The organism is Serratia sp. S4 (assembly GCF_000347995.1).
Lineage (GTDB): Bacteria > Pseudomonadota > Gammaproteobacteria > Enterobacterales > Enterobacteriaceae > Serratia > Serratia quinivorans.
Genome location: NZ_KB661120.1, coordinates 478,080 through 493,555 on the forward strand (window position 1 = coordinate 478,080; position 15,476 = coordinate 493,555).

10 protein-coding genes are annotated in these 15,476 nt (G+C 56.0%); 3 read left to right on the forward strand and 7 right to left on the reverse strand.

The window, feature by feature from the left end; translation table 11 throughout:
• Positions 1-4: 4 nt before the first annotated feature.
• Together treC and treB are read right to left on the reverse strand one after the other, a co-directional pair.
• Positions 5-1,669, reverse strand: a complete 1,665-nt coding sequence (gene treC, locus SERS4_RS0102870; protein WP_017891406.1) for an alpha,alpha-phosphotrehalase — start codon at positions 1,667-1,669, stop codon at positions 5-7.
• A gap of 44 nt (positions 1,670-1,713) precedes the next feature.
• Positions 1,714-3,129 carry a PTS trehalose transporter subunit IIBC gene (treB, locus tag SERS4_RS0102875; protein WP_012004987.1) on the reverse strand — a complete coding sequence of 472 codons (1,416 nt, stop codon included), beginning with the start codon at positions 3,127-3,129 and terminating at the stop codon, positions 1,714-1,716.
• Between the two features lie 320 nt (positions 3,130-3,449).
• Between treB and SERS4_RS0102880 the strand changes: the two genes are divergently transcribed.
• Complete coding sequence (locus tag SERS4_RS0102880; RefSeq protein WP_017891407.1) at positions 3,450-3,863, forward strand: Exc2 family lipoprotein; 414 nt, start codon at positions 3,450-3,452, stop codon at positions 3,861-3,863.
• A gap of 153 nt (positions 3,864-4,016) precedes the next feature.
• On the opposite strand, the gene SERS4_RS0102885 is transcribed toward SERS4_RS0102880, so the two are convergent.
• The 4 genes from SERS4_RS0102885 to treR form a co-directional block, all read right to left on the reverse strand.
• Complete coding sequence (locus SERS4_RS0102885; protein WP_017891408.1) at positions 4,017-4,280, reverse strand: hypothetical protein; 264 nt, start codon at positions 4,278-4,280, stop codon at positions 4,017-4,019.
• Complete coding sequence (locus SERS4_RS27205) at positions 4,280-6,436, reverse strand: S-type pyocin domain-containing protein (RefSeq protein WP_017891409.1); 2,157 nt, start codon at positions 6,434-6,436, stop codon at positions 4,280-4,282. Before SERS4_RS27205 ends, SERS4_RS0102885 begins: the two co-directional genes overlap by 1 nt.
• 100 nt (positions 6,437-6,536) lie before the next feature.
• Positions 6,537-7,673: a tail fiber domain-containing protein gene (locus SERS4_RS0102895; RefSeq protein ID WP_017891410.1), complete on the reverse strand. Its 1,137-nt coding sequence runs from the start codon at positions 7,671-7,673 to the stop codon at positions 6,537-6,539.
• A gap of 297 nt (positions 7,674-7,970) precedes the next feature.
• A complete protein-coding gene (treR, locus tag SERS4_RS0102900) occupies positions 7,971-8,918 on the reverse strand; it encodes a trehalose operon repressor TreR (protein ID WP_012004992.1) in 948 nt (315 codons plus the stop codon).
• 477 nt (positions 8,919-9,395) lie between these two features.
• Here treR and mgtA point away from each other — a divergent pair, with 477 nt between their 5' ends.
• Together mgtA and SERS4_RS0102910 are read left to right on the forward strand one after the other, a co-directional pair.
• Positions 9,396-12,104: a magnesium-translocating P-type ATPase gene (mgtA, locus tag SERS4_RS0102905; protein WP_017891411.1), complete on the forward strand. Its 2,709-nt coding sequence runs from the start codon at positions 9,396-9,398 to the stop codon at positions 12,102-12,104.
• Between the two features lie 145 nt (positions 12,105-12,249).
• Positions 12,250-14,643 (forward strand): beta-N-acetylhexosaminidase, encoded by a 2,394-nt coding sequence (locus tag SERS4_RS0102910; protein WP_017891412.1) that lies wholly within the window; start codon positions 12,250-12,252, stop codon positions 14,641-14,643.
• Between the two features lie 60 nt (positions 14,644-14,703).
• On the opposite strand, the gene SERS4_RS0102915 is transcribed toward SERS4_RS0102910, so the two are convergent.
• Positions 14,704-15,432: a proteasome-type protease gene (locus SERS4_RS0102915; protein ID WP_017891413.1), complete on the reverse strand. Its 729-nt coding sequence runs from the start codon at positions 15,430-15,432 to the stop codon at positions 14,704-14,706.
• Positions 15,433-15,476 lie beyond the last annotated feature (44 nt).

Sequence of the window (15,476 nt, forward strand, 5' to 3'; positions counted from 1 at the left end):
AGCATTAGTCTTCCAGCAGCCACCACACCGCTTCGAACGGGCGTAAGCTGGTGGCCTGCGGCTGGGCAGGGGCGTCGGCGTAGTTGCCCATCAGCGGCCGCCATAAAGCAGAGGGCTCCACGCCTTCGGCCTGCCAGGCCAGCGGTTCGCGGCTGAGGTTGGCCACCACCAGCAGGCGCTGGCCATTCCAGCTGCGTTGATAGCACCACAACGCCGGGTGAACAGGGGCCAGGTCACGGTAGTCACCGTGGGTCAGCAGTGGATACTGTTTGCGCAGGGTGATTAACTGACGATAGGCGTAAAACACCGAATCCAGATCGGCCAGCGCCGCTTCGGCGTTGATCTGCGGATAGTTTTCCGCACAACTAATCCACGGCGTGCCCTGGGTGAAACCGGCGTGCGGCGCGGCGCTCCACTGCATTGGCGTGCGGCCATTATCGCGGGATTTGCTGGCCAGGATCGCCAGCAGCTCGGCGTCACTTTTCCCCTGCGCGCTGAGTTCGGCGTACATGTTCAGGCTTTCCACATCGCGATACTGTTCTATGGAGTTAAAGCCCGGATTGGTCATGCCGATCTCTTCGCCCTGATAAATATAAGGCGTGCCCTGCATGCCATGCAGCACCATAGCCAGCATCTTGGCGGCCGGCACCCGCAGTTCACCCTCGTCACCGAAGCGTGAAACGATACGTGGCTGGTCGTGGTTACACCAAAACAGCGCGTTCCACGCCTGATTGTGCATGCCTTGCTGCCAGTGGCTGAAAATCTGTTTGAGTTCGACGTAATTCGGCGCCGCCAGCGTCCATTTTTCGCCGCCGGCATAGTCCACCTTCAGGTGGTGGAAGTTGAAAGTCATCGACAGCTCTTCGCCGCTTTGCGCTGCGTACTGCCGGCAATGTTCCAGCGTGGTAGAGGACATTTCACCGACGGTCATCAGGCCACGCGGCTGAAACACGTCGCGGCTCATTTCCTGTAGAAATTCATGAATGCGTGGGCCATCGGTGTAGAAACGGCGGCCATCACCCTGGTTATCGGACGGGAAATCCTGCTGCTTGGAGACCAGGTTGATCACGTCCAGGCGCAGACCGTCGACGCCTTTGTCGGCCCAGAACTGACAAACCTTCTTCAGCTCTTCGCGCACCGGTGGGTGCTCCCAGTTGAGATCTGCCTGCTCGGTGGCAAACAGGTGCAGATAATACTGGCCACTGTCGGCGTGCCACTGCCAGGCGTTGCCGCCAAACTTGGAGCGCCAGTTGTTCGGCAGGGCATCGCCTTCGCCGTCGCGCCAGACATAAAACTGGCGGAACGGGCTTTCAGGATCCTGCGAGGCTTTAAACCACGGGTGTTCGGTCGAAGTGTGGTTGAACACCATATCCATCACGATGCGGATGCTGCGCTGGTGGGCGGCGGCAATCAGCCGATCAAAATCCTCCATGTTGCCGTAGGCGGGATCGATGGCGCAGTAATCTGCCACGTCATAACCGTTGTCCACCTGCGGCGAGACATACACCGGCGTCAGCCAAATGGCGTCGATGCCCAGTTCCTGCAGGTAGTCCAGCCGCTCCGTCACACCGGCCAGATCGCCGTAGCCGTTGCCGGTGCTGTCCTGAAAACTCTTCGGATAGATTTGATAGATGACGCCGTTCTGCCACCAGGGGATTGGATTGCTCATATAAATACCTTAATAGACCCGGGTACCGGGCCCCTACATTTCAATCAGACCGGCAGCTCACCGCGGCTGGCCTTGCGTTTGTAAACCATGATGGTCAGTACCAGTGGGATCACCACCGCCACCAGGATCGCCACCGTGTAAATCATCCAGAACTGCGGTTTGATCGACAGAATGCCCGGCAAACCACCGACGCCGATACCGTTAGCCATCACGCCGTCCAGGCCGCAGATCAGCCCGGCGAAGGCGGAGCCGATCATTGCGCACAGCATTGGGAAACGGTATTTCAGGTTGATCCCGTACATCGCCGGTTCGGTGACGCCGAGGTAGGCGGAGATGGCCGCCGGCACCGAGATTTCACGTTCGTTGGCCTTGCGGCTGACAATAATAATGCCCAGCACCGCCGAGGCCTGCGCAATGTTGGACAGTGCGATCAGTGGCCAAACCGGGGTGCCGCCCATGCTCTGGATCATCTGCATATCGATGGCCAGCGTGGTCTGATGCACGCCGGTAATCACCAGCGGTGCATACAGGAAGCCAAACAGCGCAGCGCCAATAGGGGCGAAGCTGCCGGTCATCACGGCTTTCACCGCCCAGGCTACCCCGTCGCCAATCATGCGGCCGAACGGCCCGATAAACGCATGTGCCAGGAACACGGCCAGCAGCAGGGAAACTACCGGCACCACCACCAGATACAGGTAATCCGGCACGATCTTTTTCAAACGGGTCTCAATCCAGCCCAGCGCCATACCGGCCAGCATGGAAGGGATCACCTGCGCCTGATAGCCGACTTTCTGTATGGTGAACCAGCCGAAGTTCCACACTTCCGGGATCTGCTGGCCGAGCTGATAGGAGTTCATCAACTGCGGGGACACCAGCGTGATACCCAGCACGATGCCGAGTACCGGCGTACCGCCCATTTTTTTCACCGTTGACCAGCAAATGGCGACCGGCAGGAACATGAAGATGGCTTCACCGAGCAACCACAGGAAGTCGTAGATGGTTTTCCACGCCGGATGCATCTGCGCCAACGTTTGGCCGCCGGACATCGGGATGTCGCCGATGACGTTGCGGAAGCCGAGGATCAAACCGCCGCTGATCAAGGCAGGTAGCAGCGGGAAGAAGATTTCGGCGAAGTGCGAGATGGCGCGTTCGCTCCAGGTCATGTTCTGGCGCGCTGCGACCTTGGCCTGCTCTTTGTCGGCTTCATTGACGCCGGTGGTGGCGATCAGAGCCTGGTAGTAATCCCCGACCTCGGGGCCGATCACCACCTGGAACTGCCCGGCGTTGGTGAAGCAGCCTTTGACCATCGGCAACTCTTCGATTTCTTTCGGTTTGGCCAGAGCTGGGTCATTGAGAACAAAACGCAGCCTGGTAATGCAGTGGCTAACGGTAGCGATATTCTCGCGCCCGCCCACCAGCACAATCAGGCGATCGATATCCTGCTGTTTTACTTTGCTCATTATTAGATACCTTTCTTGGTATGGGACTGCCGCAGAGGTGTTGTCGGAGTAATGATCAAAGCTTAGTCACTCCGCTTTTTTTATGGAATGGGAACGTTCCCGGTTTGGGGTGAGGATCACAAAACGATAAAAAAATGACCATTTATTCAACAGGGAATTTTGCGAGCCGGCCGAAACATCCAGTAATATTTTCTTGAACAAGAGCATTGGCGGCTATACTGTCACCCTTAACAATCAATAAGTTGATTGAAATTAGCGCGACTCATTAGTCCGATACGTTATGTGAGCGTCGCTACCACGTACTTTTTCAAGGAAGAATGATGACTTTGACATTGCCCCGAATCCTTATTGTCTTCACCGCGCTGTTCCTGAGCGCCTGCACTAGCCAAAAAAGCAGCCCGGAACGCCACGCCAAGCATGCGATTTATCAACTGGCGCGAGAGGATTTTTCCCCCGAAATGCGAACCCAAATTCCAGACTCGATAAAAGCCTCTATTCCGTTTTTTGACCAGTTCTATCAAATGGGGAAGGCCGATCGAGCCAAGGGATTGACGCGCCAGCAGGCAGAGCAGCAGGAAGCCTATTTCCGCAGCCCTGAATTCCTTAGTGAAATGGGGCAGAAAGGGAAATTTATCAATCAGGAATATTCAGTGGATAACCCGCAAAAACAACGCCAGATCCTGCTGGATTCCGCCGTGGCTACCTACTGGGATGGCTATGACGGACGGCCTTGAGGGGTGGTGCTGATATATCATCCATTTATCTCTTCATGGAATATTGATGGTACAGGTAAATAGATAGAGTAATACGACGGTATTAATAAAAAGCCCAACAAGTGAGAATTTGTTGGGCTTTGGTTAAATTAAAGCTTCGTAAAAATATGGTGATTATTCGATGCCGTATTTTTTCTCAGTCACGAAAGCTGGGGCTTTCCAGTTGGGGCCTTTTTCTGGAAGTGGATTTTCATTTTCTATCAGTTTCCCTTCCCTTACTAACCGTTGATATGTTTGTAACAATTTCCCATCTGCAGCGATCTCAAACTTGTAGCGCACATACATACGATCAATGCTAGGGTAGGGTGTCCGTGGCGCAAAATGCAAAAGGACATCCTCTACACTTTCATTTTTATAAATACCTTCAAGATCTAACATTATTTACCCTCCTCTGCTTTGCGATACGCCTCATCAGCTTCAGGTGTATACAAAGGTTGATTTTTCTCATTGATTTTATAGTCTTCGAGAGTTGCTGTATGGGTATTGTTCCAAACTTCAGCTCTATTCTTTGGACGTTCGCCATCTTTAACTCCAAGATTTCTATAGCGCTCCAACTCCCTGATCTCATGAGTATAAAAACGTTTATCGGTATCAGTCGGAGCAAGGTCTCCTTTCAGGATTTTCTCCAGACGGTCGACCATCACCTTATTATCGGCAGATTCACCGAAACGTCCTGTATGCAGTTTTACCTTGTCTACACCGGCACGGTCAATTTTAGCGGTTTTCCAGTCCAGGTTCTGGATAGGCCCGCCAGCTTTCTCGGTATTGTAATCACGGCCGCTGTGTTCGCCTCTGGCATTGCTTTCGCCATAAGGCTTACTGACCATTACATAGATAGCTTCAACGCCTGTTTCCGTCGCATCTGGCTGCCACAAGATAAAATCTTGCAAATCCTGGACGACGTCCGCCGGGAAGGTCGTGACGACTATGCTATCTGCCTGTCTGATATTGGTGCCGGTATGTACTGGCGACTTGGGTACCGGTGAGCCATTGCCTGTATGTGACGGTGCTGCAGGGCCAGTCGGCACAGGATTGATCAGTATGGTTCGGGCAGGCACGCCCCCCATTGCCGGTAGTGTGATTTTATCCAGCCCGGTTGCCTCATCACGTACCGGTCTGAACACCGGTACGCTGGCAGATACGCTGCCGACCCCCGTTCTGACAAAGTTTACACTCTGCCTTCCGTCCCTGTCCCTCGATATAAACCCGCGCACCGGCAAATCGACCGAGGTCATCCCCGGCTGGATCGTCGTTGTTCCAACGGCCGCCAGACTTGCCTGGAAGGCAAACATATTGACATCACGACCGGGAACCTGGTCACTGCCCGTTCCGGCGGCTGTCGGAATGAACCCGACAGCCAAAGCCCCCAGTACCGACCCTGCTGCGACAGCGGTACCGGCACGTATGCTGCCGACTTCCGTTGCCCCACGCCACAGCGCCCCCGCTACGGAACCGGCCAGTTCACTGGAGGTTGTCATAACACCCTGTGCAACCGTCGACGCCTGTAGCATGGCGGGCGCACGGTTGAGTACCATGGCGCCTGCGGTTGCCAACGCTGCATTGGCCGCTTTCAGCTTTTCGGGGGGATAAGCCGGTGCATCCAAAATACCCGCTTTGGCAAACAGCGCTTTCCGCGCCGCTTCAACCTTGCGGGCTTCCTCGGCTTTGCGGGCTTCCTCGGCCCTGCGGGCTTCTTCGGCCCTGCGGGCTTCCTCGGCCCTGCGGGCTTCCTCGGCCTTGCGGGCTTCCTCGGCCCTGCGGGCTTTTTCGGCCCTGCGGGCTTCTTCGGCCTTGCGGGTTTCTTCGGTTTTGTGGGCTTCTTCGGCCACTTCTCGCTCTACTTGTTTAAATTGTTGGTAGGCTGCTGTCAGCGAAGGAACTTCAGCGTTAGTTTGTTTGTAACCTGTACGGTCACTTCCCTTCCCACCACCGTTGATTTCATATTTTATCGTAACCTCGGTCATGACCTTATTATTATCAAGCCAGAAACCGGGAGGGATATTCCCGCTTAGTACCTCGGAATACGTTTCCAGTGACGCCTTGTCTTCGGCATCGGAATTATTTCCAGTATTGTTCCCGTTAGGAACGCTTTTAAAATTACCGATTCTGTGTCCGGTATCTATATTCCCTGCGAACCCGCTTGTGCCACTCTTAGGGAAATCTATGCCAAGTAAATTTTTAACCTGTGGGACTGACTTGATAGCGTTTAAAACTGCGGCATCGTCCGCAATTCTAATCCCATCAATACTCACTTGTACTCTGCCTGTATCATCCACACCTGTAAGGGAAACCCTTGCGTTAGGTGCCACAGTACGCACTTTTTTCTGTAAATTTTTCAAAACATTATTAACGTGAGAGTCACTTTTAATTGCGTTCATCTGTCGCTGTATTGCTGCCGCCTGGGAATTCCCACTGCTGCTACTGTCTCTTCCGCCGTTGCCTTGGGAACCACCACCTGGATCGGGTTCATCACCCCGCTCGCGACTCCAACCGGTACCATCACCTTTCCCACCACCGTAATTAAATCCACCCATGAGTTTTCCCTTTTTATTTTATGAGGCTGTCGGAGCAAATGCGGTATATATGCCAACTACAGTCATTGCTCCGTTGCAAACGCCAAGAGTTAGTCGTTGCTCAAGAACTACGAGCTGTTGAAATAGCCTCTTCCAACACCGCCAACCGAGTTTCCAGCGCAAGCCGGGCCTCACGTTCTTCCTTTAACGCCTCGACCAGAAGGGCGACCACGCCGTTGATATTAATTCCGCGGGCGTCTTTCAGAACGCTGCCGTCATTTAATTTCAGTTCGGTGGTGGTGACGGATTGAGGTAATACACTCTCCACTTCCTGGGCTATTACCCCGGCTTCCGGAACGCCCTGTTTCAGGTAGGTATAACCGCCAATTTTTCCCAACTTATCCAGTGCGCCGTCAATTTTCTCGATATCGGTTTTCATTCGGACATCGGAGCTGCTGTTCCAGGTGCCATTGGTGTAGGCATTGCCATTATTGCGGAATTCAAATAGGCCACTTATTACATCGTCGCCTACTTGAAGTTCTACAGCCTGATGTTTTTGGATACGTTCAGAGAGAAATAAATTGGAATATACGCTCCCGTGCCCTTGCATATGCAAGCCATTAGTTACACGCTCCTCTTTGCTTTTATTCATTACCCCCTCTGCCCAAAACCAGCCATTAGGATTGCGTTTGGTTATCTGACCGACATTCAGTTCAGCATTGGGTCTGACCTGAAGTTCGTTCCAATTCCCCTTCATGTCACGATAAGAAAGCAGGCCATAATCCTGTTCATTGCCTATAACCCTGGAGCTAATCAACATAGTGGTGGTGTTGTTACCACTGGTGAACTTACTTTCCACAGAAGATGCATAGTAGACTTGCCCTGCGATCAGTGGTGTCGGGCCGGTGGTCTCGGCGCTGATGCCTGCATTGTGTGACACCATCGCGCCGCCGGAAATATCCACCCCGTTACGCAGCGACACGCGGCCGGTTGAGAGGTTAAAAGAGAAGGGGCGTAGGGTGTTCCACTGCCCGTCCTGTGCCTGACCGCTTGGCGTGGTCAGGGCGTAAAAATCCTTACCGTCGTTACGCAGCATCACGCCGGTATTGCCGTTTGCCAGGCGAAAACCGTTTGCTGCTTTAGACACAATTTCACCGTCACTGACGACACGTTTACGCAGGGTGGTCAGTGATTTCAGCTCAGTCACATCGTCATTAACGCCGTTAGTCACCTGAGCATTTTTATTTTCTTCAGCCATGATTATCTTCCTATTCGACTCTCTGTTTCCTGATGGTTAACAGCGTCCGGTACCCTCCGTTGCTCCTGAATGGCAGGTCTGGGGAGGTACACACTCCGTGTGCTGAAAAACCGCTAAGACATACAAAAAAACAACTGTACGCATATACAGTAATCTATTGCTATGAATGAGGGGCGTCAATCAGGAATAGTGGTGTGGTGGCTGATACAAATAACGATGAATTAATGCTCACTGGGTGTGAGCATCAACAGGGGATCTCAGACTGGGGAATGTATGCGGATAAACAAAGAACCGCCGTCAGGCGAGTTGGCTGGGTACGATGATCTGGCGGATGCCCTGTTCGCCGCTGAGCTGGCCCAGCAGCTGTTGTGCGGCCTGCAGCCCGGCCGTGCCGTAGCCCAGATCAACCGAAAACGTCTCGGGGAACAGGAAGTTTAGCAGCGGCGTGTTGCCGATGCCGCACACTTGCAGCGGGGCAATATGCTGCTGTTGCAGGTATTTGATCGCACCAAGGGCGATAGTGTCGGAGGCGCACACCAGGGCGGTAGTCTGGGCATCGATGACCGAGGCAGCCAGTTGGAAGCCGCTCTGATAGCTCAGTTCACCCAGCGCCACGCTTGGGGTAATCTGCTGTTGCCGGCAGGCGTCGAGATAGGCCTGGTGGCGGCGCATACCGGTGGTGGCATCCGACAGTTGCACCCCCAGGTAGCCGATATGCCGGTGGCCCTGTTGCTGCAGGCGTTCCATCAGCAGCCGCACGGCACCGTCGTCGTCGTAGCAAACCGAAGAAAACCCCTCGTATTCGCGTGCCAGCACCACCATTTTATCCTGCCATGGGCTGAGCATGGCCGCCGTCAGGCCGGTGAAACCGAACAGGATCACTCCGTCGACATTACGCTGTTGCAGAACGTGCAAATGCTCTTCCACCAGCCGGGTCTCGAACTGGCTTTCCATCACGATCGGGTCGAAGCCGTGCTGATACAGCAGTGGCAACATGGTGCGTACCGCCTGGTTTTCAGACGGAGAGTCGAGACGGGAAACGATAATGCCGACTACTTTGTCGCTCTGGCCGCGCATGGCGCGAGCAGACTTGGACGGGGTGAACCCCTGCTGACGGATCACCGCTTCCACCCGTTCGCGGGTCTGCGGGCTCACGCTGCCTTCGTTGTTCAACACGCGTGATACGGTGGATTTACCTACGCCGCTCAGGCGTGCGATGTCCTTGATAGTCAGCCGGTTTTGCATGGTTTAATTTTCATTGAGGTTAAAAGGCGTAAACTGGCGGCCTACGCTGAATGCCCGTCAGCATAGCCTATTTTCCGCAACGGATCTTGGCGCTGTATCCATCATCTTTCAAGTTGCAGCCAGGCGACCAGCTTGAAAGCTATAGGCTAATGCAGGGATTTGTGTACCGCGCTGAACGGCCGCTCTTGTCGTTTGATCTTTTCATTTACCGGAGGTTATCAACCCTATGGATCCCGATCCGACCCCGTTAGACCCTGACTCGGCTCCCCGGTAAAACCTGCCCGCTTTGCGCTGCTGTTTTACCGGGGAAGTAATAAACGGTAACCGGTAGCGCGCGCCCGTCGTTCGCTCCTGCTGCTATAAAAAAAGACAAGGATCTGCCCCGGCAGAGGCTTTTTGGCGTGTCCGAAAGCCTGGCCGGGGGCGATCCCGCGTTCACCCGCTGCCGTGAGGCAATGGGCGACGAGGTGCAAAAAAATGAAACTAACAAACATCCCCCGTCAGCTGCTGGGCCTGCTCAGCCGCAATTTACCGCGCCGTTTGGTGCACCGTGACAGCCTGTTGGACGGCCTTGGCGGCAAAGCGCAGGGGTTGCCCGCCGGTTTGGCACAGCAGCGGCTGGAATGCGCTGCCGCGAACACCACCGAGCTTTATCTGCGCTTTCAAAGTCATCCGGAAGGCATAACCGCCCATGAGGCGGAGCGGGTGCGCGAACGCTGCGGTGAGAACGTGATTGACGATCAGCAGCAAGAGGCCTGGTGGCAGCACCTGTGGCACTGCTATCGCAACCCGTTCAACCTGCTGCTGACCGCGCTTGGCATGATCTCTTATGCCACCGAGGATCTGACCGGGGCGCTGGTGATCGCCCTGATGGTGGTGATCTCCACGCTGCTGAATTTCATTCAGGAAGCGCGTTCCAACAAGGCGGCGGATGCGCTGAAAGCCATGGTCAGCAATACCGCTACAGTAATTCGTAGTGACGCATTGACCGGTAAAAGCGAACACCTGGAACTGCCGATCTCGCAACTGGTGCCGGGCGACATCATCAAACTGGCGGCGGGCGACATGATCCCGGCGGATCTGCGCGTGCTGTCGGCAAAGGATCTGTTTATCAGCCAGGCGGCGCTGACCGGTGAGTCCTTGCCGGTGGAAAAAGTCGCCGAGCTGCGTGAGCAGTCAGAAGATCCGCTGGAATGCCAAAACCTGTGCTTTATGGGCACCAACGTGGTGAGCGGCACCGCGCTGGCGATGGTGATCGGTACCGGTGGTGACACTTACTTCGGTCAACTGGCGCAGCGCGTGATCGGTCAGGATCAGCAACCCAATGCCTTCCAGAGCGGGATCAGTAAAGTCAGTTGGTTGTTGATCCGTTTTATGTTGGTGATGACGCCGATTGTGCTGCTGATCAACGGTTACACCAAGGGCGACTGGTGGGAAGCGGCGCTGTTCGCGCTGTCGGTGGCGGTGGGGCTGACCCCGGAAATGCTGCCGATGATTGTCACTTCTACCCTGGCCAGAGGGGCGGTGAAGCTGTCCAAACAGAAAGTGATCGTCAAACGCCTGGACGCCATTCAGAACTTTGGCGCCATGGATATTCTGTGCACCGATAAAACCGGCACCCTGACCCAGGATAAAATCGTGCTGGAGCGCCATACCGACGTGTTTGGCGTCGCCAGCGACCGGGTGCTGCATTACGCCTGGCTGAACAGCTTCTACCAGACCGGGCTGAAAAACCTGCTCGATGTGGCGGTGCTGAGCTGTGCGGAACAAAACCAACAGCCGGATGCGTTGCAGCATTACCACAAGGTGGATGAGATCCCGTTTGATTTTGAACGCCGCCGGATGTCGGTGGTGGTGGCCAAAGACGCGCAATACCACGAGCTGATCTGTAAGGGCGCGCTGGAAGAGATGCTGGCGATTTGCAGCCATGTGCGGCAGGAAGATCAAGTGATCCCGCTGACCGAGGCGTTGTTGGCACGTATCCGGCGTGTTACCGACGATCTCAACCAGCAGGGGCTGCGGGTGGTGGCGGTAGCCAACAAGATCCTGCCGGCGCAGGCTTATGAATACGGTGTGGCCGACGAATCGGATCTGATCCTCGAAGGTTATGTGGCCTTCCTCGATCCGCCAAAAGAGAGCACCGCACCGGCGCTGGCGGCGCTGAAAAACAGCGGCGTAACGGTGAAGATCCTCACCGGCGACAACGAGCTGGTGGCGGCCAAGGTGTGTAAAGACGTTGGGCTGGCGGCGGATCATGTGCTGCGTGGCAGTGAGATCGAACAGATGGACGACCAGCAGCTGGCGCAGGCGGCGGCACGTACCACGGTGTTCGCCAAGCTCACGCCGTTGCATAAGGAACGTATCGTCAAGCTGCTGCGCCAGCAGGGCCATGTGGTCGGCTTTATGGGCGACGGGATCAACGATGCCCCAGCGCTGCGTGCGGCGGATATTGGGATTTCAGTCGACTCTGCGGTGGATATTGCCAAGGAAGCGGCGGATATTATCCTGCTGGAAAAAAGCCTGATGGTGCTGGAGCAGGGGGTGATTGAGGGGCGTCGTACCTTCGCCAATATGCTCAAGTACATCAAGATGACCGCCAGCTCTAACTTCGGTAACGTTTTCAGCGTGCTGATCGCCAGCGCCTTTTTGCCGTTCCTGCCGATGTTGCCGCTGCACCTGCTGATCCAGAACCTGATGTATGACATTTCGCAGGTCGCTATTCCGTTCGACAACGTCGATGACGATCAGATAACCCAGCCACAGCGCTGGAACTCCGGCGATATTGGGCGCTTTATGGTGTTCTTTGGGCCGATCAGTTCGATCTTTGACGTGCTGACCTTTAGCCTGATGTGGTGGGTGTTTAAAGCGAATACGCCGGAAATGCAGACGTTGTTCCAGTCCGGCTGGTTCGTTGAAGGGCTGCTGTCGCAAACGCTGATTGTGCATATGATCCGCACGCGCAAAATTCCGTTTATCCAGAGTCGTCCTTCGTGGCCGCTGTGCATCATGACCCTGGTGGTGATCGCCACCGGTATCGGCCTGACCTTCTCGCCGCTGGCCAGTTTCCTGCAGCTGCAGGCGCTACCGCTCGGCTACTTCCCATGGCTGGTGCTGATCCTGACCGGTTATATGGTGCTGACCCAGTGCGTGAAAGGCTGGTTTGTGCACCGTTACGGCTGGCAGTGATTCCCGCGCCCCTCTTTCGCCTGGAAGAGGGGCATCTGTGATCCAACCCGGCTTTTCACCCTCGCCGTTGGACATCTGTACTGTGCTCAGTCTTTATTTATAGCTTCGCTGTTTTTATTGATTTTTTTCCTCTGAGGAATTTCTGATGCACAGATCTCTGCGTTATACGCTACTGGCTTCATCGTTATTGCTTTCCCTGGGCGCGCTGGCGCAGCCGGCCGGCGATTTGCCGCTGATGCCCTGGCCGCAGCAGGTGGAACTGACCCAACCGGCGGGCAGGCTGGTGCTGGATCACCGTTTGTCGATTAACCTGCAGGGTGACGATTTGGGTGATGCGCTGCCGCGCTGGCGGCAACGTATTGAGCTGCAAACCGGTTGGACGCTGACACCGCAGGCGTCAAAAGCCGCTGGCGTGGTGATTAACGTGAACATCAAAGACAAGGTGGCGGCGCAGCCGCTGCCGGGCAGCGACGAGAGCTATAAACTGGTGGTGATGCAGGATGGCGTCACGCTGACCGCCAATACCCGTTTCGGTGCGCTGCGTGGCATGGAAACCCTGCTGCAACTGGTGCAGACCGACGGCCAGAACACCTTCCTGCCGCTGGTTAGCATCACCGACGTACCGCGTTTCCCGTGGCGCGGCGTGCTGCTGGATTCGGCGCGTCATTTCCTGCCGCTGGCGGATATTTTGCGCCAGCTCGACGGCATGGCAGCAGCCAAGCTCAACGTGTTTCACTGGCACCTGACCGACGATCAGGGCTGGCGTTTTGCTTCTGAGCATTATCCCAAGCTGCAACAGCAGGCCAGTGACGGCCAGTTTTATACTCGCGAACAGATGCAACAGGTGGTGGCCTATGCCACCGCGCGCGGCATCCGGGTGGTGCCGGAAATCGATCTGCCGGGCCATGCTTCCAGCATCGCCGTGGTTTACCCGGAATTGATGAGCGCGCCGGGGCCGTATCAGATGGAGCGCAAATGGGGTGTCCATAAGCCAACGCTCGATCCGACCCGTGAAGAAGTTTATCAATTTGTCGACGCTATTATTGGCGAACTGGCGGCGATCTTCCCCGATCCTTACCTGCATATTGGCGGTGACGAGGTGGATGCCAGCCAATGGAAGCAATCGAAAACCATTCAGGCCTTTATGCAGCAACATCAGTTGGCGGACACCCACGCGCTGCAGGCCTACTTCAACCAGAAGCTGGAAAAAATCCTCGAACAGCACCAACGGCAGATGGTCGGCTGGGATGAAATTTATCACCCGTCGCTGCCACGCAGCATTGTGATCCAATCCTGGCAGGGTCAGGACTCACTGGGGGCCAGCGCGCAGGACGGCTATCAGGGCATTCTGTCCACCGGCTTCTACCTCGATCAACCGCAGAGCAGCGCCTATCACTATCGCAACGAGATCCTGCCGCAGCCGCTGGGCGTCGCCACCGAGGTGCAGCCCGATGAAAAGGCGCAGAGCTGGCAGTTCAGCATGCCGCGACTGAAGGGCAGCGCGGTGGAAGGCAGCTTTACCCTGATTGAAGGCAAACAAGGCTGGCGTGGTTTTATCGACTTCAACGGCAAATCTCGCCGTGCGTTGCAGGATATCGTCTGGCGTTCTCCGCAGCAGGTGAGCTTCCGCGTCGATACCTGGATGGGCGAGACGCGTCCTGTGTTCACGCTGCAGCAGGATAAGCTCAGTGGGTATACGCTGGTTGGCAACGTGCGTTACCCGACCAGCGGCGGCAAGCTGACGGCGATCCCGGCGGGCAAGATGCCGGTGGTACCGGACGCGAAGCAGCAGAGCAATATTCTTGGCGGCGAGGCGGCGCTGTGGGCGGAAAACATCAGGGCACCGATCCTCGATCTCAAGCTGTGGCCGCGCGGGTTCGCGGTGGCGGAGCGCTTATGGTCGGCGCAGGACGTAACCGATGAAAACAACATGTACCGGCGGCTGGCGGCAGTTGACGCCTGGTCGGTAGTTTCGGTGGGCTTGCAGCAGCATGCTGAGACCGCCCGTGAATTCACCCGGCTGGCGAATAGCGTGCAAATCGCGCCGCTGCAAATCCTGGCCGAGGCGGTAGAGCCGAGCCAGTACTACACCCGTCAGCATCTGAAATTCAAGGCCGGTAATTATCATCAGTTCGAACCGCTGAATCGCTTTGCCGACGCTCTGCCGGCGGAAAGCAACGCAGTGCGCGAGATGGGGCTGCAGGTCGCGGCCCTGCTGAAAGATCGCAATAACAGTGCGGCGGCACAGGCGCTGCGCGAACGTTTGCAACGCTGGCAGTTGAATACCGCGCCGGTGAAAACGGTGATTGCCGGTAACCGGGTGATGCAGGATCTGGCTCCGGTAGCGCAGGATGTCGGCGCGCTGTCGGCACTGGGGCTGATGTTGCTGGAGCGTTATCAGCAGAACAAACCCTTGAGCAAAGCCGAAGCCGGGCAAATACAGCAACAGCTGGATACGGCGGCGCAAATACGTGACGAAGTGGTGATTGCGGCGGTTTATCCGCTGGAAGCCCTGCTGCGTGCCAGCGCGATCGAATAATTTTCTGCATCGTCGGGCTCAGCATGCGTAGGGGATCTGCATGCCGAGCCCTCACAGCACCTACAGCTGCAGCGGCGGCAACTGTTTGAAAATGCTGACCAGCCCTTCGCCCCAGCCTTTGCGGATGGCGTTGAAATGCGGATGATCTTCGGTAATACGGTATTGTTGTGCGCTGCTGAAACTGTCGCGCGGATAAATCATCACGTCGAGCGGCAGGCCGACCGACAGGTTACTGCGTAGCGTGGAATCGAGGGAGATTAGCGCGCACTGCATCGCTTGTTCCAGCGGGGTATCGTAGTTCAGTACCCGATCAATAATTGGTTTGCCGTATTTGCTTTCGCCAATCTGGAAATAGGGCGTATCGCGGGTGGCTTCGATAAAGTTACCCTGCGGATAGATATGAAACAGCCGCATCTCTTCGCCATGGATCTGGCCGCCGAGCAACAGGCTGCAGCTAAAATCGGTGGTGCTGCCGCTCTGCTGGGCTTCGCTGTCGCGTTGGATCACTTCCCGCACCGTTTCGCCCACCAGCGTGGCGGCTTCGTACAGACTGGGGGCATTCAGCAGATTGGGGCTTTCGGCGTCTTTGCAGCGGCGCTGCAGCAGGCTGATGATGCTCTGGGTGGTCGCCAGATTGCCGGCGCTTTGCAGCACCAGCAAACGTTCGCCGTCCTGCTGGAACACGTGCAGCTTGCGGAAGGTGGAAATATGGTCCACTCCGGCATTGGTACGCGAATCTGAAGCAAAGACCAGCCCGGATGACAAGCGCATGGCCACACAATAGGTCATTCCACAATTCCTCAAAACAAGACTGGCACGCCGCCAAACGCCAG

Coding starts and splice junctions, on each gene's coding strand:
- treR (WP_012004992.1), bottom strand. CDS start 8,918: ATGCAAAACCGGCTGACTATCAAGGACATCGCACGCCTGAGCGGCGTA.
- treC (WP_017891406.1), bottom strand. CDS start 1,669: ATGAGCAATCCAATCCCCTGGTGGCAGAACGGCGTCATCTATCAAATC.
- treB (WP_012004987.1), bottom strand. CDS start 3,129: ATGAGCAAAGTAAAACAGCAGGATATCGATCGCCTGATTGTGCTGGTG.
- SERS4_RS0102915 (WP_017891413.1), bottom strand. CDS start 15,432: ATGACCTATTGTGTGGCCATGCGCTTGTCATCCGGGCTGGTCTTTGCT.
- SERS4_RS0102880 (WP_017891407.1), top strand. CDS start 3,450: ATGACTTTGACATTGCCCCGAATCCTTATTGTCTTCACCGCGCTGTTC.
- SERS4_RS0102885 (WP_017891408.1), bottom strand. CDS start 4,280: ATGTTAGATCTTGAAGGTATTTATAAAAATGAAAGTGTAGAGGATGTC.
- SERS4_RS27205 (WP_017891409.1), bottom strand. CDS start 6,436: ATGGGTGGATTTAATTACGGTGGTGGGAAAGGTGATGGTACCGGTTGG.
- SERS4_RS0102910 (WP_017891412.1), top strand. CDS start 12,250: ATGCACAGATCTCTGCGTTATACGCTACTGGCTTCATCGTTATTGCTT.
- SERS4_RS0102895 (WP_017891410.1), bottom strand. CDS start 7,673: ATGGCTGAAGAAAATAAAAATGCTCAGGTGACTAACGGCGTTAATGAC.
- mgtA (WP_017891411.1), top strand. CDS start 9,396: ATGAAACTAACAAACATCCCCCGTCAGCTGCTGGGCCTGCTCAGCCGC.